The organism is Oceanobacillus bengalensis, assembly GCF_003628445.1.
Taxonomy (GTDB): Bacteria; Bacillota; Bacilli; order Bacillales; family Amphibacillaceae; genus Oceanobacillus; species Oceanobacillus bengalensis.
The window spans coordinates 62,084-82,711 of sequence record NZ_RBZO01000008.1 but is presented as its reverse complement, the minus strand read 5'-3'; the positions used below and the strand labels follow the sequence as shown (position 1 = coordinate 82,711).

Here is a 20,628-nt window from a genome sequence, read left to right as displayed (position 1 = left end):
GGATTTCTTTTTATATTTTCATTTTATCTGGCAATGCATGAATTGATTCTATCAACTGGTTTAATTTCCCCTCAACCCGGTGCAATAAGTAAAACGTTACCGCAATGGGGAATCCAACTTCTGTGATGAACGACACCCATGTTTCCACTTTCGTTCCCTCCAATCCGAATGTTTTATTAAAAATAGTGACCAGCGTACAGGCCGCTGGTCATGTTTGTCATCACATTCTTATAATCCTAAATCGATTTCTTCTACGATATTTTCAACGACACGTGCACTTTTTTTCAAAACAAGGTCTCCACCTGTAGAAGTGAATGCGTTCTGCGAAATAATTTCATCCATTGCTGCAATGACTGCAGCTGGATCTACAGGCTCAATGGGTTTCTCAAGTGAGTAGGTTACGATTTTGCCGTCTTGGTTCTGAAATTTAAGCTCTAGCTTTTTCACATGTTTTCCTCCTTTCTATTGATTTTTCAAAAATACGTTAGACCCCAATAATTTCTGAATCATCTTTACGGATGGTGTTGTATAGCACACGTTCCTGTAAGCTAGCGAAAGCTGTTGCTACAGCGTAAAGTTGATCAGCAGTTGCAGTTGTTTTGATGTTGTTAAAACTCTTATACTTGAAAACTGGCTCACCAGTATCCATGTTTGTTCCATCATTTAGGACCAACTGCAATGTGGATTTTCTTAAATCAGCAATTGCCATGTTCTTCACCTCCCTTTCACAACTACAATCGAACGAAATCATGGAAAGGGGGGAATGATTTTGAATCTTTTTAGTGGAGAGAGATTGACAAATAAAAATTGCTCTTCTTCTTAAAGTTTGTTGCTATTGATATAAACTGTGGACTAGTGTAATTCAGTATTGTGTAAATCATACCGTTCCGGAAACACACTTCGCGCACCTTAGGGCGGCTGGTGAGCCTCCTTCGTGCTAACGCACTACGTAGTCTCACCTAGGCCTATCCTCCCGCAGGAGTCTTCGTGTGTTTCCTCCACTAAGTTCCTGCTCTACTTGTATATAAACTAGAAATTTGTATTGTTTAAAGAAGAACAACTGTTTGAAACGTCATATCATAGGCCACAATCTTAAAATATCCAGCTATCATAGCGAAGTATTCTGCCGTAGCGAATGACAGCACACAACATTCATAAGTGTGAGCGAGAGCTACACTATTTTGTATAAATAGTTACACTTTTTATACAAAATACTAATTAATATTAATTGCTTAATAAAGCAACAACCTTTTAGAAGACAGCTAACAAAAAAGACCAGCAGAAATATCTACTAGCCTAGTCCAAACTCAAATTATGCTTTTAATTTTCGAATCATATCTAAGGGTTTTACGGCTTCTGTTACTTTCATTTTGACATGCATCAACGCATGTGGCGCTCGGTCGATCGCGTTTCCATCCTTATCTGTCATAGTATTAATCGTTTGTTTATGGTGCGTGAAACCAGGTCCGTAAAATTCAATTTCATCACCAATTCCAAAGTGATTACGCTGTTCGATTGTTGCTACCTGCGTTTCTTCATCATAATCAATCACTTGGCCGATGAATGTATAGCTAGGGATTTTCCGTTTTTTACCAAAGAGTTGCTCATCTTCTGTCGGGATACCATAATAAAAACCAGATGACAGTTCACGTTGTGCTACTTTCCATAATTCATCTTCCCATTCTTGCTGGAATTCGTAGTTGTCAGGATTAGCACAATATGCATCAATTGCTTTTCGGTAGACATTTGAAACGGTTGATACATAATGAATAGACTTCATCCGTCCCTCAATTTTCAGACTATCAATGCCGTTTTCCACTAAATCAGGAATATGACGAATCATAGCCATATCGACAGCACTCATGGAGAATGCTTCCTCAGGTTCACCGCCAAGTAAAGAATGCTTTTCATCGGTTGTGTCCATCTCAAATAAATCATATTTCCAGCGACAGGACTGGGAGCAGCCTCCACGGTTTGCATCACGATGTGACATATGATTGGACAGGACGCAACGGCCAGAATAGGAAATACACATTGCACCATGGATGAATGCCTCGATTTCAACATCCGTATTTCTCCGCATTTCTTTTATTTCATCCATGCTCACTTCTCTAGCTAATACGACACGTTCCAAGCCCTCTTCTTTCCAAAAATTAAGTGTTTCATAATTGGTTGCAGAAGCCTGTGTAGATAGATGGATTGGCAGACCTGGTGCATCTGTTGCGCATATTTCGATTAATGCAGGGTCTGAAACAATGACAGCATGAATGCCGATATCTCTTAATGTACGGAAGAAATCTCCTGCCCCCTCTGCATCGCCTTCATGTGTCACCATGTTTGCGGCTACATAAACCTTAGCTCCATGTTCGTTCGCAAAGGCTACCCCTTCACGCATTTCATCATATGTAAAGTTACCTGCACGACTTCTTAGTCCGTATGCATTCCCGCCAATATATACGGCATCTGCACCATAGGTTATTGCTACTTTTAATTTTTCTAACGTTCCAGCTGGAGCAAGAACTTCAGGTTTTTTTGTTATTGTTCTCATTTTTTTCACCTACTTATTGAATTTCACTTGGGTCTTTTTCATAAAACCCTTTATCTAATCCTCGTTCACCAGGATGGAAGGAAAGTAATTGTTTGTTTAACTCTTCTAGCATTGCTTCATTCCATTCCTCGTTTTCAATTGCCGTTTTGGCTTTGACGAAAATTTTAGCAATCGAAATAAAATCTTGTCCTTTTGTATAAATGCCGTCAAGCTTCCACTCTGTGACGCCCAAATCATTTAGTACCTGTAATTCATCTAGCAGATTAATATCATTGTTTGCGAAAATATGGGTACCATGGTTGTCTTCGTAAATGGAATAATGGGTATCCTTGTTTTTCGGTTCGGAAATAAATAAACCACGTTGCCTCTTCGTGGATACATCGCTACCCACAAATCCAAAGTAATTTTTTACGAGTGGACGTTTCGATTGATGGATACAGGTTGCACCATATACTAAAATTTCAAGTGGAACGCTTACACCACTTGCAAGCTCTTTTAGTTCGAGGTAGGGAATTTCCCTTGCAAGCACCGCAGAGATAGCACCTCTTTTTACCCAGAAATTTATTTGCCTTGCACTCGTTACAAGGGTCTGTGCATCAAATACATAAGGTAAATGGAGCGCATTCTTCTTCATTAAATGGATGACACCAGGATCCCCAACCGTAATCGAGTCAACTTCAATTTCCTGCAAAAATTCTAAATAGGGAATGACGCTTTTTATGCGATTATTATGCATGATTGCATTAACCGCAACACGAACTTTTTTACCATGTTCATGTGCGTAAGTAGTCATTTCAATTAATTCTTCTCGTGAAAAGGTTGTAGGTAGTCGTAAGCCAAATTCCTTTTCGCCTATGTATAACATATCGATGTCTGCCTGAATTAAGGCCTTTGCTTGTTCAACTGATTCTGCTGTGGTTATAAGCTCAATCATTCACAATGCTCCTTTACAAAAACTGTTACTCAGGATAAATCGTACCACAAAAAAGGTGAGGGAAATTTGTGCATTTTATGACAATGTATTATTTCTGACAAATGCAAATATAATTGGTAGATCGGTTAAAAAGTAGTAAACTAAGAGAAAGGAGGCGTTACCATTTGAAAGTTATCGATACACACTGTGACGCATTATTGAAATTACAACATGCGAAAAGGAACGCATATAAACCAGAACAATTACTCGACTACCGTAATTCGGAAAAACTTGATACGAATTTAGTACGGTTACAACAAGGGGAAGTAGCTGTACAGTTTTATGCCATTTTTATTAATCCAGATGTTCCTTCTGATGAGAAATGGCAGCATGCATTAGAACAAATTGACCTTTTCTATACGGAAGTAATCGAAAAAAATCCAGAAGTGAAGCATATTAGAAGGTGGCAGGATTTAGAAAGTCTAAAAGTTGGCGAAATAGGTGCAGTGTTAGCATTAGAAGGTGCCGATGCTTTCGGCAATGATTTGGCAAAATTACGGACACTTTATCGATTAGGTATGTTATCGATGGGGATGACATGGAACAATGCCAATCTTTGTGCAGATGGAGCAGGGGAACCGCGTGGTGGTGGATTGACATTACTCGGTAAAGAAGTGGTGAAATTAAACAACGAACATCATGTTTTTACCGACGTATCCCATTCGACTGTTAAAGGATTTTGGGATATTATCGAGCTCTCTGATTATCCAATTGCTACCCATTCAAATGCACGAGCAATCTGTGATCACCCGAGAAATCTTTACGATGATCAAGTAAAAGGTATGTTTGAAAAGAATGGATTAATCCATGTTGTCTATAACCCACCATTTATCAAAGCAGATAGTAAAGAGGCAACAATTAGCGATTTGCTTAAGCATATTGATCATTTATGTGCCCTTGGCGGTGTAAAACAAATTGGATTTGGTTCGGATTTTGATGGGATTAGCACGTTTGTGACAGGCTTGGAGAATGCGGCGAAATACCAAAACCTCATTGAAGCATTACTAAAACATTATTCAGAAGACGAGGTAAAAGGCTTCGCATATCAAAATTTCTTGGATCATCGTCCAGGATTATATGTATAATTTTTAATTTTTTAAGCGATGCTACTAGGGGAAACTTATAGAAGTGTGGTGAAGAAAATGAAAAAATATATGTTAATGTTTGGTATGATTTTGTCTGTTTCTTTAGTGGCTTTTTCCACTCAAGTTGTTGCGGAGGAAGTATTGGAGAATCCTATTCCACAGGTAAAGCATAACTGGGTAGAATATAGCACAGGTTTTGATGAAATCGAAGCTGGAACGCATGAATATACATATTGGAAAAATTTTATCAAACGTACGCGTACCTGCCTAATCACCCATAAGATAAAAACAGTTGTATATTATTGTGACCTACATGATCATACCAAATCCGAAACGTTTCTAGATGAAGTCATTCACAGTCACCAGCATAGTGATTAATCGGGAGCCTGCTCATTTTTTTTGATGGGTGGGTTTTTGAATGTTTTTGTACGTATGAATCTCAGAAAAAAATAGTGAAAAAGCTCTTCATCACTGCAATGAAGAGCAACTTCCAAAATATAGTAATAAAAATGCCTTTCATCGGGATGGAGATTCTAATTGCTCATCGAATGACGATCCAACATGTTTTTACAACTTCTGTCCATCATATTTATCCAATGAAAAACCGCGGCCCATAATTTCAGATGCATTCAGGAAGATGACAAACGATGTTGGTGCATCGTGTTCTAGGCGCTTTTTCAACTGTACTGCCTCTTGTTGCTGGGTCACACAAAGAATCATCGTTTTATCTTGATTACTGTAACCACCAATGGAGCGAACCTTTGTAAGTCCCCGGTCTAATTCTTTGTGAATGATCGTCTGAATTTTTTCCTCTTCCTCGGTAATAATTAGAACAAGTTTTGTTGTTGCTGTCCGTAATTGTACAAAATCAATTGCTTTTCCAGAAATGTATATGGCTAGTAAAGCAAATAATGTTAGTTCTAAATCAAAGACGATAATAGAAGCAATAACTACAGTCGCATCAACAATAAATTGCGAATAACCACTCGATATCCCAGTGAATTTCTTCACAATTTGTGCGATTGCTGCGGTTCCACCTGTGGACCCGTTTCCTTTATACACAATTCCAAGTCCAATTCCTAGGAGAACCCCACCATAAATCGCGCCAAGCAATGGATTCGTTACAACAAATGGTATATCCTTCGTTAGAAAAATTACAAATGGTATGCAAAACGTTCCAACTAACGTTTTCCATGTGAAATCTTTTCCCATCGTCAACCAACCAATAATGAACAGTGGAATATTAACGACAAATTGAACAAAAGAAGGACTAAGTCCATAAAGTTCAAAAAGGATGGTACTAACTCCTGAAATTCCGCCAGCCGCAAGCTTTGATGGCAAGAAGAACATATTATATGTTACCGCCACAATCGTTGCCCCAAAAATGATATAAAAATATTCAAGCCATGTTTTATTTTGTTTTATAAAAGTCATGAAAGATTATTCCCTTCCTTACTGATTGTTTGCCATCTTATACTTTAACACCAGAGTAGAAGGGAGTAAATAAAAGTGAAATGTTGAAAAAATAACAAAGACGAATTTCCTTAGGGGAAATCCGTCTTTGCTCGATGTCCAGCACCCGTGCTGCTAGTGGACTTTTCTCACCTCTGTAAGATAACAGTTCGACATAGCCGAACTTCCTTAATCAAAGGTTTCAAAGGCAGGCAGCCTAAATCCGAGCTTCGCCAACGTTAGCATACCCGATAAAGGGGCATGTTTCCTTATATCCTTCGATTGGAATGTTCGATTAAAATCGACCTGCAAACTATGGGAGCAGCCCATACGTCGCTACACGGGTGTTTGTGTTTTTCTTATTAACTTGTGGCACGTACTGTTTCTTTTTCAATAATTTTATTAGCAATCTTTTCTGTGAAGTCTTTGCCTACCTTTGGAACAATTGTTTTTAAGACTGGATTTACCACTGGTTTCATCATGCCTTGTATTTTAACATCTAGGAAGCCTGTCATTTTGGTTTTCGTCTGAGATAAGGATTCTGCTTTAAAGTAACCAGACCCAACACAGGTTTTTCCTGAGCTTGATAATTCAAAGCTGACATTTGATGGTTCATTCCATTCCGTAATATGAACGTTTACATGAACAGTTCTCTGTAAAACGCCAAGATCCCCATTAATTTTCCAGACTGATTTTCTATCGTTTATAATCGTGTGTTCCGTATAACCAGGTACAAGTGGTGCCCAGTTGTTGATGTCACTTACAAAATCCCAAATCTTATGAATCGGCATATCTATTTCAATCGCATGTGTTCCCTTTGCCATTCGTTTTTTTCCCCCTTATGTATTCCTGTGCATATTTTGCATGCAAGTTTAGTATATGGTCTATAATAGCAGATTAGAACAATTGGATAAAACTACATGATTAAAAAGAATTCGTTCAGACATGCTAATGGTGAACAGATATAATCTGTTCAAATACCCCCGAGGAGTGAGTTGTCGATGGCGAATAACAGAAATAAATTGTTAGTGCCTGGTGCTGAGAACGCGCTCAATAGCATGAAAGAAGAGATTGCGAAAGAGTTCAATGTAGAACTCGGAGCAGACACAACTGCACGTGAAAATGGTTCGGTGGGTGGCGAAATGGTCAAACGAATGATTCAAATCGCCGAGCAAAGCATGCAAAATAAATAGTTAGCAAAAGAGCCTTAATTAAGTTGTAACCGAATATTTGGTTGCAACTTTTCTTTAAAATAAGAAAGTTATAATACAGACAGCAACGCTAATTTTTCTTTAATTTTTTAGTCAGTTACAATTAGAGCTACTCATGAAATTAGGATTTTTGGAAAATTTCTATGCTATTGGTGTGCCATTTTTAACAGGTGCGTCAGGCTTTAAAAGTACTACGTCTCCTTCCTCTGGGATACCTCCAATAACCAATACCTCAGATTTAAAGCCAGCAATGCGTCTTGGCGGGAAGTTAACTACTGCTACTACTTGACTCCCAATAAGTTTCTCTGGATTATATCTTCGTGTAATTTGAGCTGAAGAATGTTTCATGCCCATTTCTCCAAAATCAATTTCTAATTTTATTGCAGGTGTACGTGCTTCTGGAAAAAGTTCAGCCTTCATAATTGTACCTATACGGATATCCAATTTTAAAAAGTCCTCAATTGTCGCCATCATAAACCTCCATGTTTTTTATATTTTTCTTTTCTGAAAGATTGTTGCTTTAGTAACAATAGTTATAAACGATGAGGTTGAAGAAGCAACATACATTACCAAAACAGCCTTTATTAATAATTTAAAGATCACAAAACAAATCTAATTTGGAGCTGTTTCATCTAATCCGCGAAGGAAAATGACAAATGTCATTTAAAGTATTTTCTTCCTGAAAATTGGACTCAGTTCACTCCAAACATCGAATTTATTACCATCTAAATCATAGAAAACAAAATTCCTTCCAGCATGTCCTCTATTTTCAATATCACAAACCCTAATCCCTTTATCTTTAAAATCCATATGAATTGATTTTAAAGCATTTAAACCATTCACTTCAAATGTGATTGAAAAACGTTCCTCACCATAAATATCAATGAAATTGGAACGTTGGTCTTCGTTTGATTTAACAAGAAAGATACTCTGGTTTGCAAGATTTAAAATCGCTTTATCATCATCCTTATAGCTTAGTTCTGCATCTAAATTCGTTACATACCATTCAGATGAAAGCTCCACATTCGTAACTGGAATATAGGTGGTTCCGATCCTTAGTAATTTTTCCTTCATTTAAAATCCCCTTCCGAATTCTGATAAGTAAACTTTTATCATAGTCTCATTAACAAAAAAAAGCAGTCCAATCGATATGCTAATTGGCTGCTTAATCATTCGTTGTTTTATTATTTGTACTTTAACTCAAACTGGTTATTGATTTTTTGAGGGACTTTTGTTTCACTTCAGTCTTTTTTCCGACTTTCACCAACCAGTTAAATGAATCTTCTATTTTTCCATATTGGATACCAGTAATCGTGTCGTATACTTTTTTCGATATTTCACCTGTTTTCCCGTTATTAATGGTTAGATGATGGCCTTCCCAATACAACTCACCAATTGGAGAAATAACAGCTGCAGTACCTGAGCCAAATGCTTCCTCTAATGTTCCATTTTGATGTGCTTCGTATACTTCCTCCATCGAAATTCTTCTTTCAGATACAGGTACATCCCAATGTTTTAGCAATTGGATAACAGAATCCCTAGTAATTCCAGAAAGGATGCTACCGTTTAATACAGGAGTAACGACTTCACCGTTAATCTTGAAGAATACGTTCATGCTTCCCACTTCTTCAATATATTTTTTCTCAACACCGTCTAACCAGAGGACTTGAGAGTATCCTTCTTTTTCAACTATTTCCTGTGCTTTTAAAGCGGAAGCATAGTTCCCACCAGTTTTCGCTTCTCCTGTTCCACCTTTTACGGCACGAACATATTTATTTTCAACAGCGATTTTAACTGGATCAATACCTTCTTTGTAATAAGAACCAACAGGTGACAAAATAATAACAAATTTAAAATGATGACTAGGTGCTACTCCTAGGTACGGTTCATTTGAAATAATAAATGGACGGATATAAAGCGATGTTCCTTCTGCATCCGGAACCCAATCTTTATCCATTTCAACGAGTCGCTTAATCGCTTCTAATCCGAAATCCTCATCAATTGGTGGAATTACGAGACGCTCATTTGAACGATTCAAACGCTGTACATTTTTTTTAGGTCTAAACAATTGAATGTCTCCATTTTGTCCTCGAAAGGCTTTCAATCCTTCAAAAACCGATTGACCATAATGGAATACCATTGCAGCTGGGCTTATGGATAGATTTTGATAAGGAACAATACTCGCATTATGCCATCCCAATCCCTCTGTATAGTCCATTACAAACATATGATCTGTGAAATGTCTTCCAAAGATTAATTCATCAGAATTTGGTTTTTCCTTTCTTGACCTGCTTTCTTCCACACGAATTGATTGTTCTTCCATTTTGAATTATCTCCTTAGCTTAAAGATTTCTATTTATCATAAAATAGATTTTTAATTAAAGCAAGACTAAATTTTAAAACTTTTTGTGTTAAATTAAGATTAGATGTTTTTAGATAACTCTAAGGGGGGAAATTAAAATGATAAAAGCAATAATATTTGATTTAGACGACACACTTCTATGGGATAAAAAAAGTGTAAAGCTAGCGTTTGAAGGCACATGTAGATTGGCGGAAGAGAGGTTTGGGATTAACCCCGAGGTGTTAGAGGAAAAGGTTCGCATGTTTGCGCGGGAGATTTACGAAAGTTATGACACTTATCGTTTTACCCAAATGATTGGGATAAATCCATTTGAAGGATTATGGGGGGATTTTAATGACCAAGGAGAGGAGTTTCCCCGTCTTAAAGAGATTGCCCCTGGCTACCGGAAAGAAGCTTGGACTAGTGGATTGAAAGAAATGGGAATTAATGATTCCGTATTTGGTGAAGAATTGGCAGAAACTTTTCCTACGGAGAGAAAAAAGAACCCTATCTTGTATGAGGACAGTTTAAAAGTACTTGATGCATTGAAGGGAGATTATAAATTGTTGCTCCTAACAAATGGATCACCAGAACTCCAAACTATCAAGCTCGAGATAACACCTGAATTAAGGCCGTATTTTCATGAAATCGTTATTTCCGGTGACTATGGCCGTGGCAAGCCGGATCAAGGTATATTTGAACACGCATTGGAGCTGCTTTCTGTTAACCGAGAGGAAGTGTTGATGGTTGGTGATAACCTGAACACGGACATCTTAGGCGCAAATCGTACTGGAATTAAATCTGTTTGGGTTAATCGAGAGGGGGTTCCGAGCGCTGGAGATATTGTGCCGACTTATGAGGTTGCAGAGCTTTGGGAAGTATTGGGGTTGTTGGGGAAATAGTAGCAAGTTAACGTAAACAAAAGAGCAGCCATTTGATTGACTGCTCTTTTGTTCAATTATAATCCAGTATGTTAATTCTTTTATTGGGAACATATGATTTTTGTGGGAAGTTATCTAATGAGGGAGCATGATATTTCCTCCCTTTGTTTTTTCCAGTTTGTTTTAGGCCCATTGAGTTTAAGAGTGTGTATGCGGTATTGTCATTATTTAGTTGAAGGATGCTTCGACATTCTTTATTTGTAATGCTTGAGTTGAACAGTAAAAAGTAATCAAGAATTTTTCTTTCATGCGCAAGTGGATCCTTATAATAACACTTTGCACATTGCCAACTTTTATACAGACGACTCATGGGACTGTGGCCACAATGACTACATTCAATTCCATTAATGAAATATTCACTAGGGATCTTGTATTGTTTGATTAGGTTTGGCTTTAGTGGGGTATCACATCGAAGAAAAGTTTCTTCGAGATAATCTATTTCTTCTTTCTTTAGTAATTTTTTTGTATGTTTTATTTTTAATTCATTAATTTTTTGGATTAAGCTATCTGCATAAATCATTTTTTTGTAAAGCTCTGGGTTATTATTAGGACTATTAAAAATTGTGGTAGAATCACTGATTACTACTAAAGATTCAATAGGTACACCGAATATTCCTGGTACCTCTTGTAACCAAGAATTTAATTGCATTTCATGGTTATTCACTTGTGTAATAGGATTTTGGTAATTTTTTTTAACGTTTTGGAAGGTTTGAGTAATGCTATTTGTTTCAGGATTATATTGAAGTGTGCCTTTCCAATTTTTTATTTCTAAAATGAGAATAAAGGAGTTGAAGAGTAGTACTCCGTCCATTTGGAAAAATTTGTGGTTAATCTTTAAACGAATTCCCTGAAAATAGCGGAAATTGTTATGTGGGTAAATGCTTAATTTGTAGTCAACCTGCTGTTCTCCTAAATGTCCAGCTAATTGATGGCCGTAATCTTGGTTCAAAATTTTATTATGTCTGTGTTTTTCTTTTAGCCACCTAAACAATGCCTCATAACATAAAACGGTATATGGTTTTGGTCTTGGGGTTATTGTCAAACTAGGTTCTCCTCTCTGGTTTTATTACATTCACTAAATTAAATTCGACATAATATTTAAAATTCCTTTTTTATATAGTTTTTTTAAAAAGAATTTTGGATATTCCGAGAAGAGAGGAGAGGAAATATCCGGAGAAGAAAAAATAAATCCGGAGAAGAAAGCAGATATCCGGAGAAGAGAGGAAATATCCGGAGAAGAAAGCAGATATCCCGAGAAGAGAGGAAATATCCGGAGAAGCGAGGATAAATCCCGAGAAGAGAGCAGAAATCCCGAGAAGATAGGATAAATCCCGAGAAGAGAGAATAAATCCGGAGAAGAGAGGAAATATCCGGAGAAGAGAGGAAATATCCGGAGAAGAGAGGATAAATCCCGAGAAGAAAGCAGATATCCCGAGAAGATAGGAAATATCCCGAGAAGAGCGGATAAATCCGGAGAAGAGCGGATAAATCCCGAGAAGAGAGAATAAATCCCGAGAAGAGAGAATAAATCCGGAGAAGAAAGCAGATATCCCGAGAAGAGAGAATAAATTCCGAGAAGAGAGAATAAATCCGGAGAAGAGAGGATAAATCCCGAGAAGAGAGGAAATATCCGGAGAAGAAAGCAGATATCCCGAGAAGAGAGAAAATATCCCGAGAAGAGCGGATAAATCCGGAGAAGAGAGAATAAATCCCGAGAAGAGAGAATAAATCCGGAGAAGAAAGCAGATATCCCGAGAAGAGAGGATAAATCCCGAGAAGCGAGCAGAAATCCCGAGAAGAGAGGAAATATCCAGAGAAGAAAGAAAATATCCCGAGAAGAGAGAAAATATCCCGAGAAGAGCGGATAAATCCCGAGAAGAGCGGATAAATCCCGAGAAGAGCGGATAAATCCCGAGAAGAAAGGAAATATCCAGAGAAGAAAGAAAATATCCCGAGAAGAGAGAATAAATCCCGAGAAGCAAACGCATATCCTGAGAAAAAAGAAGTTATCCCGATATGCCACCCAACTCGACCCCCACACCACCCCAACAAAAAACCAGCAAGCACCCAACATGCTTACTGGCAAAATCCCAACCCTATAAATCTATCGCTACAACTTCTTTAATTTCTTCCAAGCCACTTAATTCTTTTAACGCCTTATCCTCCAAATGGCGGTCGATTGTTAGCATCATAATCGCTTTTCCACCAACATCGGAGCGGTCCACTTGCATCGTTGCAATATTTACATCGTGTCTAGCAAGTAAACTTCCCACTAGGCCGATAACCCCTGGTTGGTCGATGTGTTGGATTACAACCATGTGTCCTTTTGGTGTTACGTCAACACTGTATCCATCCACTTTTACAATTCTAGGACCTAGGCCATTTAATAACGTTCCAGACACTTTTCTTACTCCAGATTTTGTCTTTACTTGGACAGTGATTAAATTTGTAAACCCCTTAGCGGCAGAGGTTTTGCTTTCACGAACAGTGATGTCTTTTTTTTCAGCGAGGTAAAGGGCGTTTACGTCATTTACGCTACTGCCTAAGTGTCGTTTTAAAATTCCTTTTACCGTATTTCTTGTTAATGGTGCAACTTCAATGCCATACAGATCTCCAGAGTAAGAAATGTTGATTTCCTCGGCAACTTCTTTTGTAAGATCAATAAGAAACGCACCTAACTTCTCAGACAGATTAAAATATGGTTCAATGACAGTCATCACATCTCGAGCGACAGATGGTAGATTGACAGGGTTTTTAACTAAATCGTTGTTTAAATAGCGAATGACATCACGGCTTACATCAACTGCGACCGTTTCTTGTGCTTCGATAGTGCTTGCACCAAGATGTGGTGTTGCTACAACTTCTGGTAGTTCGAGTAATTTATGATCGACAAATGGTTCCTCCTCGAAAACATCAAGAGCTGCACCTGCAACTTTTCCAGAAACGATGGCGTCATACAATGCATCCTCATCAATGATTCCGCCACGAGCGCAATTGACGATAAACACACCTGTTTTCATTAATTGGAAGGCATCAGCATTAACCATATGTCTTGTTTCTTTAAGAAGTGGCGTGTGTACGGTAATAAAGTCAGCTTGGCTTACAACTTCCTCAAAGCTGCCATATCCAATTCCCATTTTTTCTGCCTTTTCTGGCGTTAGAAATGGGTCGTATGCAACAACATTCATGCGCTGTCCTTTTGCCCGAGTTGCTACTTCCACTCCGATTCGGCCAAGACCAACCACACCTAGCGTCTTATCCTTTAATTCCACGCCAACATATTTTTTTCGGTCCCATTGGTGGTTTTTCAACGCATGATAGGCTTGAGGAATGTTCCTAGAAATTGCCATGATCATTGCCATCGTATGCTCGGCAGCAGAATTTGTATTCCCGTTTGGTGCGTTAACGACGATTACACCATGTTCGGTTGCGGCATCTAAATCGATATTATCAACTCCAACACCAGCACGGCCGATAATTTTTAAATTTTTTGCCTTACTAATTAGCGAGCGGGTTACTTGTGTGCTACTCCGGACAAGCAATGCGTCAAAATCTACAATTTTTTCTTCTAGTTCTTCTGGAGATAAAGCTGTTTCCATGACGATATTCATGTTTTCTTCCTGCGTTAAGGGGTAGATTCCTTCTTCACTTAGTTGATCACTTATTAAAATATTGAATGTCATACAAGTGCCTCCTGTTGTAAATAGATTTCTTGTGCAGCTTTCACGCCTTCTCCAAGATTAATCATTTTGCCAACTTTGACTATGCCGATTTCTAGAATGCCAATAATTTGCAGTACATCTGCTGGTGAGCAGTACCCCATATGCCCAATGCGGAAAATTTGTCCTTTTAAGTGTTGTTGGCCACCAGCAATGGAAAGTCCGAATTCTTTTTTCAATACTTTCCTTAACATTTCAGGGTCAAAATCTGATGGCTTTACAGCTGTTACGGTTGGGGATGCTGATTCGTCACTCGTTAATAGCGGTATATCCAATGCCTTCATTGCCGCTCTGGTCATGTTCATCATTAACGTATGTCTCGCAAAAACATTTTCTAAGCCTTCTTCTTCAAAAAGATTTAACACTTGTTCAAGACCAAACAAAAGGGATAATGCTGGAGTAAATGGTGTAGAATCATCTGCTAGGCGATCACGATATTTTATTAAATTTAAATAGAATCGAGATTGCTTGTTTTCCTCCATTACCTTCCATGCTTTCTCACTTGCGGCTACAAAAGTTAGCCCTGCTGGGAGCATGAAAGCTTTTTGTGAACCTGTTACAAGAACATCGATTCCCCATTCGTCCATTTTAGTTTCCACGCCGCCAACACATGATACACCGTCAACAACTACTAATGCATCTGAATTTTCGTGGACAACGTTAGCGAGTTGGCTGACAGGATTTAAGACACCAGTTGATGTTTCACAATATGTAGTGAAGACAACTTTAATCTTCTTGTTTGCAAGTAAATAGGTTTTTACTTCTTCAGGGCAGGCGGCTTCACCCCAGGTAGCTTCTAAGCGATGCACTTTAATATCGTACGCATCACAAATTTTTACGAAACGATCACCAAATGCTCCGGTAACAAGAACTAATACTTCATCGCCAGGATTGACAGTGTTTACAACCGCTGTTTCTAGTCCAGCTGTACCACTTCCAGTAATGATAAGCACGTCTTCTTTCGTTCCAAAAATCCCCTGGAGCTTGGGCTTTATGCTCTTTAATAATGCTTTTGTTTCCTGTCCCCGATGTCCAATCATTGGTTGTGTCATTGCACGCCCAACACTTGGAGGAATGGGACTTGGACCAGGTATTCGAAGTAACTGCTGATCTAACACTGCATCATTCTCCTTTTTTGGGTGCCTGTCACTTGTCGAGAATTGTAGGTATTTGTCGAATGGGACAGGTGGTGTTTTCCCTTATTTTTACGTTTAGCACAAGCGGACCAGCGACTAGCGAGACTCCCCTCACCTCATGACAATCTAAAGCAGGCATCGACTTAGGTGTTAAGGAAGGACGACTATCAGCAGGCTTGAGCCAACGTCGGCATATCCCATAAAGGGGGCATGCTTCCTTTCTCTCCTATGTAGGAATGGAACCACCCCCAACGTCCGAGCGCAGACCAACCTCGCTAAACGCGCGCTTCCGCTTTTGTTATTTGCTGTTTAATATAGCAGTATTATATCTCTTGTCAATATATTTTGCTAATTAAAATTATTTAAAAAGTAAGATTCGGATTGTAAGCGCATTTATATAATTATCAGAATGTTAATCGGTAAAAAAATACATTGAACTATCTGAAAATAAGTCTTATAATGATTCGAAAGAAAGGTGGGGACAAAATGTCAACAGATGTAAAAACAAAAGATCTACGTATTAAAAGTAAAGTATTTTCTGAAGGTGCGATTAAAGCTCCAAACCGTGCAATGCTTCGAGCGGTAGGGATTTCAGATGATGATTTCAATAAACCAATGATTGGGATTGCAAGTACATGGGCAGAGGTTACTCCTTGTAATATCCATTTAAACGATTTGGCGTCAAATGCGAAGAATGGCGCAAGAGAAGCAGGAGGCGTGCCACTGCAATTTAATACCATTACGGTTTCTGATGGAATTTCGATGGGAACACAAGGAATGCGCTATTCACTCCCAAGTCGTGATTTGATTGCAGACTCGATTGAGACGGTAGTTGGTGCAGAAAATTTAGACGGCCTCGTTGCAATCGGTGCGTGTGATAAGAATATTCCAGGCTGCGCAATAGCAATTGCAAATGCGGAAGTTCCAGCTGTATTTGTTTACGGTGGAACCATTGCTCCTGGTCGTCATAATGGAAAGGATATTGATATTGTTTCTGTTTTTGAAGGGGTAGGGAAACATAACAATGGGACGATCGATGATAATGAATTAAGAGGGATTGAATGTAATGCATGCCCTGGTGCTGGTGCCTGTGGTGGTATGTATACGGCGAATACAATGGCGTCAGCAATGGAAGCAATGGGTATGAGTTTACCTGGAAGTTCATCCAATCCAGCTGAATCTCCTGAAAAAGCAGCCGACTGTGCAGCAGCAGGGGAAGCGGTATATAACCTATTGGAAAAAGGAATTTATCCAAAAGATATCATGACGAAAAAAGCTTTTGAAAATGCGATCACTGTTGTTATGGCGCTTGGTGGTTCCACAAATGCAATATTACATTTACTTGCGATTGCCCATGCAGCAGAAGTTGATTTAACCATTGACGATTTTAATCGTCTTCAAAAAATAGTACCACATCTTGCTGATTTAAAACCGAGTGGTCAATATGTGATGCAAGATTTACATAAAGCTGGTGGTGTACAAGCAGTAATGAAACTTCTTTACGAAGCAGGATACCTTCATGGAGACTGCTTAACCGTAACGGGCAAAACAATTGCAGAAAACCTGGCAGAAGCAACAGACCTAGTAGAAGGTCAAAAAGTAATCATGCCGCTTGAAAATCCAAAACGTGAAGATGGTCCTTTAATCGTTCTTAAAGGAAACCTGTCACCAAGTGGTGCGGTAGCAAAAGTATCCGGTGTGAAGGTAAAGCGTCACACAGGTCCTGCACGTGTATTTGACAATGAAAAAGAAGCAACAGATGCAGTCCTAAACAATGAAATCAATGAAGGTGATGTTATCATTATTCGTTATGTTGGACCAAAGGGTGGACCTGGTATGCCAGAAATGTTGTCCATCTCCAGTATTCTCGTTGGTAAAGGCCTAGATGAAAAAGTTGCTCTTCTTACAGATGGTAGATTTTCTGGTGGTACACATGGTCTGGTTGTTGGTCATATCGCCCCAGAAGCACAAGATGGTGGACCCGTTGCTCTTGTAGAAGAGGGGGATATGGTAACAATTGATTCAGATAAAAGGGAAATTTCATTTGATGTGACAGATGTGGAATTAGAAGCGCGCAAAAAAGACTGGGTAGCACCACCATTATACAGAAAAGGTGTGTTAGGAAAGTATGCACATAACGTATCATGCGCATCTAAAGGTGCCGTGACTGACTTTCTATAAAACATAAATTCAAGAATAGTTTAACTCTAATATATTGCATATTAGGAAACGAAGGCATTCGCCATGTTTTTATAGCGAATGCCTTATTTGCACGAATCAGGTAGGAAAGTTTCATACTTGCCTACCTGCCAAATAAGAATAGCAAAAGGCAAAAAAAACTTTGCTATTCTTATTCTTTTAAAATTTTTACAAAAAAGTAATATGTAGTAAGATTGCGATAGATAAAGGGTTGTAAACGCGTTCAATATATTGCATATTTTTTTGTCTCAAAAAAATTTAAAAATACCTATTGACCTTAGGTGAAAATACGTTTAATATTATCGGCAATATCAGAAATATTAAATGATTGTTTTTATTGCTAAAGCTTAGAAATAGTATTTCAATTAAATCGATGACGGGACATTGGAGCATAGAACGTGTATTCACAGAGATCTAGGGTTGCTGGGAGCCTAGAAATACACAATTGCTCTAAACTCTTCCCTGAGTGTCAAGCTGAACGGTTACTAGTAGGCTTGGCCAGGTAAATCACATTACCTGTTACCAAAAATAGACTGATTCTTCAGTTAGTGAGGTGGTGTTCGTGAGAATGCTACAAAACTGGGTGGTACCGTGAAAAGAAGGCTCTTTTCTCCCCAATATTTTCTGCAAATATGCAGAGATGTAGGGAGAAATAGGGCCTTTTTCTATAACCAACTTTAACATTAGAAAATTTAAGGGAGGTAAGTAGTGGTGAAAGTTGAGGCAAAGCCGAAAGAACAGGTAGACAGAAAAACCATCACAGGTGCAGATATTTTCATAAATGCACTCGTGGAAGCAAATGTTGACACCGTATTTGGATATCCAGGTGGTGCAGTATTGCCAATTTATGATGCACTGTACCGTAGTGAAGCATCTTTTAAACATATCCTCTGTCGCCATGAGCAAGGGTTGATTCATGCAGCTGAAGGGTATGCAAGAGTGACAGGGAAGCCTGGTGTCGTTCTCGCAACATCAGGACCAGGTGCAACGAATGTCATTACAGGTATTACGGATGCAATGATGGATTCATTACCAATCGTTGTTTTTACAGGTCAGGTTGGAACGAACGTTATTGGTACAGATGCATTTCAAGAGGCTGACGTCATTGGGATTACTACTCCAATTACGAAATACAATTATCAGGTGACCAATCTAGCGGACTTACCAAGAATTGTTAAGGAAGCATTTCATATTGCTTCCACAGGGCGTCCAGGGCCAGTGGTTGTAGATATCCCGAAAAATATTGCACAATCCATTGCAACGACGGAATTTGATTCGGATTTCCAATTACCTGGATACCAGCCAACCGTGAAACCGAACCCATTACAAATTAAAAAATTGAAAGATGCCTTGAGTCGTGCAAAACGACCACTACTACTTGCTGGAGCTGGTGTATTATTTGCAGATGCGTCTGAGGAACTAAAACAATTTGCTGAAAAGTACCAGTTGCCTGTAACGACTACATTGCTTGGACTTGGAAGTTTTCCGGGGAATCATCACCAATCATTGGGAATGGCAGGTATGCATGGTACGTATGCTGCAAATATGGCAATTTACGAATCAGATTTACTAATCAACATTGGAGCAAGATTTGATGATCGACTCACAGGTGCTATCAAACATTTTGCGCCAAATGCAAAGGTCGCGCATATTGACATAGACCCTGCAGAGATTGGGAAAAACATAACAACTAAAATTCCTGTTGTTGCCGATGCAAAAGCATCCTTACTCGCATTATTAGTTGACGACATGGAAATGGAGAGTCATGAACCCTGGTTAGAAAGGGTAAGTAAAAATAAAGTGAACTATCCACTTTGGTATGAACGCTCAAGTGACCTTATTTCACCACAGTGGTTAATCGAACAGGTATGTAAGATAACAAAAGGTGAAGCAATCGTTACGACAGACGTTGGACAGCATCAAATGTGGGCAGCACAATTTTATAAGTTTGACCAACCAAATAAATGGGTGACATCAGGAGGTCTAGGTACGATGGGATTTGGATTCCCGGCAGCAATCGGGGCACAAATTGGAAAGCCAGAAGAACTTGTTGTTTCGATTGTTGGTGATGGCGGATTTCAAATGACATTGCAAGAGTTATCCGTACTGAAGACACAGAACTTACCAGTAAAAGTGATTATTGTGAACAACGAGGCACTTGGTATGGTTCGGCAATGGCAAGAGAAATTTTATGAAGAGCGTTACTCTGAGTCACTTTTACAGGTAAATCCCGACTTCGTAAAACTTGCTGAAAGCTATGATATCAGGGGGATACGTGTTGATCGGGAGGAAGATGTTCCTGCAATACTTGAGGATGTATTTTCCTATAATGGTCCAGTTGTTGTCGATTGCCGAGTAGTCAAGAAAGAGTGTGTATACCCAATGGTTGCACCAGGTAAAGGAAACCACGAGATGATTGGGGTGACGAAATGAAACGAATCATAACTGCAACCGTACAAAATCGTAGTGGTGTACTCAATCGCATTACGGGAATGTTATCAAAACGCCAATTTAATATTGAAAGTATTTCCGTTGGAGCATCCGAAACAGAAGGAATTTCCAAAATGACATTTGTCGTTGAAATTAGTGATAATCAGAAGCTTGAGCAATTAACGAAGCAATTAAATAAACAAATTGATGTGTTAAAAGTTTCAGATGTCACCGATAAAGCAATGGTAGCAAGGGAATTAGCATTAATCAAGGTAGGGAGTACCGGTCAGAATCGCACGGAAATTCAAGGAGTTATCCAACCGTTTAGGGCTTCTGTTATTGATGTAAGTAAAGATAGCTTAATCATCCAAGTAACAGGAAAGCCCGACAAGGTTGATGCACTCATTTCATTGCTACGACCATTTGGCATTAAGGAATTAACTCGAACTGGTGTCACAGCATTTTTACGTGGACAGCAACCACAGTCGTTGCACGAATTTAATACAGTAATTATTTAAACAATTGACTGTTTTCTATAAGATTGTTGTTTTTGTCAAATAGATATGAAATCCGACGCGAGTGCATGTTGATTT

At 38.7% G+C, this 20,628-nt stretch carries 21 protein-coding genes; 7 read left to right on the top strand and 14 right to left on the bottom strand.

The genetic code is table 11. The annotated features are described in order from the left end of the window. Positions 1-10: 10 nt before the first annotated feature. The 5 genes from D8M05_RS06930 to D8M05_RS06910 form a co-directional block, all read right to left on the bottom strand. Positions 11-148: a YvrJ family protein gene (locus D8M05_RS06930; protein ID WP_121130019.1), complete on the bottom strand. Its 138-nt coding sequence runs from the start codon at positions 146-148 to the stop codon at positions 11-13. Between the two features lie 80 nt (positions 149-228). After that, a complete protein-coding gene (locus D8M05_RS06925; protein ID WP_121130017.1) occupies positions 229-447 on the bottom strand; it encodes a DUF2922 domain-containing protein in 219 nt (72 codons plus the stop codon). 37 nt (positions 448-484) lie between these two features. Beyond that, positions 485-709, bottom strand: coding sequence for a DUF1659 domain-containing protein (locus D8M05_RS06920; protein WP_121130015.1), 225 nt, complete (start codon positions 707-709; stop codon positions 485-487). A gap of 603 nt (positions 710-1,312) precedes the next feature. Beyond that, positions 1,313-2,548, bottom strand: a complete 1,236-nt coding sequence (locus D8M05_RS06915) for a peptidase U32 family protein (RefSeq protein ID WP_121130013.1) — start codon at positions 2,546-2,548, stop codon at positions 1,313-1,315. A gap of 13 nt (positions 2,549-2,561) precedes the next feature. Further along, the gene (locus D8M05_RS06910; RefSeq protein ID WP_121130011.1) at positions 2,562-3,482 is read right to left on the bottom strand and encodes a peptidase U32 family protein; all 921 of its coding nucleotides are present in this window, start codon (positions 3,480-3,482) and stop codon (positions 2,562-2,564) included. A gap of 164 nt (positions 3,483-3,646) precedes the next feature. Here D8M05_RS06910 and D8M05_RS06905 point away from each other — a divergent pair, with 164 nt between their 5' ends. Beyond that, the gene (locus D8M05_RS06905) at positions 3,647-4,606 is read left to right on the top strand and encodes a dipeptidase (protein WP_121130009.1); all 960 of its coding nucleotides are present in this window, start codon (positions 3,647-3,649) and stop codon (positions 4,604-4,606) included. 57 nt (positions 4,607-4,663) lie between these two features. After that, entirely contained in the window at positions 4,664-4,984 is a 321-nt protein-coding gene (locus D8M05_RS06900; protein WP_147405163.1) for a hypothetical protein, read from the top strand. Between the two features lie 189 nt (positions 4,985-5,173). Here D8M05_RS06900 and D8M05_RS06895 read toward each other — a convergent pair whose 3' ends face one another. Together D8M05_RS06895 and D8M05_RS06890 are read right to left on the bottom strand one after the other, a co-directional pair. Next, entirely contained in the window at positions 5,174-6,040 is an 867-nt protein-coding gene (locus tag D8M05_RS06895) for a YitT family protein (RefSeq protein ID WP_121130004.1), read from the bottom strand. A gap of 380 nt (positions 6,041-6,420) precedes the next feature. Next, positions 6,421-6,882, bottom strand: a complete 462-nt coding sequence (locus tag D8M05_RS06890; RefSeq protein WP_121130002.1) for an SRPBCC family protein — start codon at positions 6,880-6,882, stop codon at positions 6,421-6,423. 177 nt (positions 6,883-7,059) lie between these two features. Between D8M05_RS06890 and D8M05_RS06885 the strand changes: the two genes are divergently transcribed. Continuing rightward, entirely contained in the window at positions 7,060-7,251 is a 192-nt protein-coding gene (locus D8M05_RS06885) for an alpha/beta-type small acid-soluble spore protein (RefSeq protein ID WP_121130000.1), read from the top strand. A 159-nt stretch (positions 7,252-7,410) separates the two neighbouring features. On the opposite strand, the gene csaA is transcribed toward D8M05_RS06885, so the two are convergent. The 3 genes from csaA to D8M05_RS06870 all read right to left on the bottom strand — a co-directional run bounded on the left by csaA (position 7,411) and on the right by D8M05_RS06870 (position 9,592). Beyond that, entirely contained in the window at positions 7,411-7,740 is a 330-nt protein-coding gene (csaA, locus tag D8M05_RS06880; protein ID WP_121129998.1) for a chaperone CsaA, read from the bottom strand. 192 nt (positions 7,741-7,932) lie between these two features. Next, on the bottom strand, positions 7,933-8,343 hold the full coding sequence (locus tag D8M05_RS06875) for a VOC family protein (RefSeq protein WP_121129996.1): 411 nt from the start codon (positions 8,341-8,343) through the stop codon (positions 7,933-7,935). Between the two features lie 121 nt (positions 8,344-8,464). Further along, the gene (locus D8M05_RS06870) at positions 8,465-9,592 is read right to left on the bottom strand and encodes a branched-chain amino acid aminotransferase (RefSeq protein ID WP_121129994.1); all 1,128 of its coding nucleotides are present in this window, start codon (positions 9,590-9,592) and stop codon (positions 8,465-8,467) included. Positions 9,593-9,729: 137 nt separating this feature from the next. Here D8M05_RS06870 and D8M05_RS06865 point away from each other — a divergent pair, with 137 nt between their 5' ends. Then, entirely contained in the window at positions 9,730-10,512 is a 783-nt protein-coding gene (locus D8M05_RS06865; protein WP_121129992.1) for an HAD family hydrolase, read from the top strand. 52 nt (positions 10,513-10,564) lie between these two features. Here D8M05_RS06865 and D8M05_RS06860 read toward each other — a convergent pair whose 3' ends face one another. The 4 genes from D8M05_RS06860 to D8M05_RS06850 all read right to left on the bottom strand — a co-directional run bounded on the left by D8M05_RS06860 (position 10,565) and on the right by D8M05_RS06850 (position 15,388). Then, positions 10,565-11,593, bottom strand: coding sequence for a nuclease-related domain-containing protein (locus D8M05_RS06860; protein ID WP_121129990.1), 1,029 nt, complete (start codon positions 11,591-11,593; stop codon positions 10,565-10,567). Between the two features lie 33 nt (positions 11,594-11,626). Continuing rightward, positions 11,627-12,574 carry a hypothetical protein gene (locus D8M05_RS19985; RefSeq protein ID WP_183072728.1) on the bottom strand — a complete coding sequence of 316 codons (948 nt, stop codon included), beginning with the start codon at positions 12,572-12,574 and terminating at the stop codon, positions 11,627-11,629. A 73-nt stretch (positions 12,575-12,647) separates the two neighbouring features. After that, positions 12,648-14,234, bottom strand: a complete 1,587-nt coding sequence (gene serA / locus D8M05_RS06855; protein ID WP_121129988.1) for a phosphoglycerate dehydrogenase — start codon at positions 14,232-14,234, stop codon at positions 12,648-12,650. After that, positions 14,231-15,388, bottom strand: coding sequence for a pyridoxal-phosphate-dependent aminotransferase family protein (locus tag D8M05_RS06850; protein ID WP_245985230.1), 1,158 nt, complete (start codon positions 15,386-15,388; stop codon positions 14,231-14,233). Before D8M05_RS06850 ends, serA begins: the two co-directional genes overlap by 4 nt. A gap of 504 nt (positions 15,389-15,892) precedes the next feature. Between D8M05_RS06850 and ilvD the strand changes: the two genes are divergently transcribed. The 3 genes from ilvD (at position 15,893) to ilvN (ending at position 20,553) form a co-directional block, all read left to right on the top strand. Next, positions 15,893-17,587: a dihydroxy-acid dehydratase gene (ilvD, locus tag D8M05_RS06845; protein ID WP_121129986.1), complete on the top strand. Its 1,695-nt coding sequence runs from the start codon at positions 15,893-15,895 to the stop codon at positions 17,585-17,587. A gap of 729 nt (positions 17,588-18,316) precedes the next feature. Continuing rightward, positions 18,317-20,038 (top strand): biosynthetic-type acetolactate synthase large subunit, encoded by a 1,722-nt coding sequence (gene ilvB / locus D8M05_RS06840; RefSeq protein ID WP_121130110.1) that lies wholly within the window; start codon positions 18,317-18,319, stop codon positions 20,036-20,038. Continuing rightward, positions 20,035-20,553 carry an acetolactate synthase small subunit gene (ilvN, locus tag D8M05_RS06835; protein ID WP_121129984.1) on the top strand — a complete coding sequence of 173 codons (519 nt, stop codon included), beginning with the start codon at positions 20,035-20,037 and terminating at the stop codon, positions 20,551-20,553. Before ilvB ends, ilvN begins: the two co-directional genes overlap by 4 nt. The last annotated feature ends 75 nt before the right edge of the window (positions 20,554-20,628 follow it).

Excerpts from the sequence above, each read along its gene's own strand:
- D8M05_RS06920 (WP_121130015.1), bottom strand. The coding sequence starts at position 709 with ATGGCAATTGCTGATTTAAGAAAATCCACATTGCAGTTGGTCCTAAAT.
- D8M05_RS06915 (WP_121130013.1), bottom strand. The coding sequence starts at position 2,548 with ATGAGAACAATAACAAAAAAACCTGAAGTTCTTGCTCCAGCTGGAACG.
- D8M05_RS06910 (WP_121130011.1), bottom strand. The coding sequence starts at position 3,482 with ATGATTGAGCTTATAACCACAGCAGAATCAGTTGAACAAGCAAAGGCC.
- D8M05_RS06900 (WP_147405163.1), top strand. The coding sequence starts at position 4,664 with ATGAAAAAATATATGTTAATGTTTGGTATGATTTTGTCTGTTTCTTTA.
- D8M05_RS06895 (WP_121130004.1), bottom strand. The coding sequence starts at position 6,040 with ATGACTTTTATAAAACAAAATAAAACATGGCTTGAATATTTTTATATC.
- D8M05_RS06890 (WP_121130002.1), bottom strand. The coding sequence starts at position 6,882 with ATGGCAAAGGGAACACATGCGATTGAAATAGATATGCCGATTCATAAG.
- D8M05_RS06885 (WP_121130000.1), top strand. The coding sequence starts at position 7,060 with ATGGCGAATAACAGAAATAAATTGTTAGTGCCTGGTGCTGAGAACGCG.
- csaA (WP_121129998.1), bottom strand. The coding sequence starts at position 7,740 with ATGGCGACAATTGAGGACTTTTTAAAATTGGATATCCGTATAGGTACA.
- D8M05_RS06875 (WP_121129996.1), bottom strand. The coding sequence starts at position 8,343 with ATGAAGGAAAAATTACTAAGGATCGGAACCACCTATATTCCAGTTACG.
- D8M05_RS06870 (WP_121129994.1), bottom strand. The coding sequence starts at position 9,592 with ATGGAAGAACAATCAATTCGTGTGGAAGAAAGCAGGTCAAGAAAGGAA.
- D8M05_RS06865 (WP_121129992.1), top strand. The coding sequence starts at position 9,730 with ATGATAAAAGCAATAATATTTGATTTAGACGACACACTTCTATGGGAT.
- serA (WP_121129988.1), bottom strand. The coding sequence starts at position 14,234 with ATGACATTCAATATTTTAATAAGTGATCAACTAAGTGAAGAAGGAATC.
- ilvD (WP_121129986.1), top strand. The coding sequence starts at position 15,893 with ATGTCAACAGATGTAAAAACAAAAGATCTACGTATTAAAAGTAAAGTA.
- ilvN (WP_121129984.1), top strand. The coding sequence starts at position 20,035 with ATGAAACGAATCATAACTGCAACCGTACAAAATCGTAGTGGTGTACTC.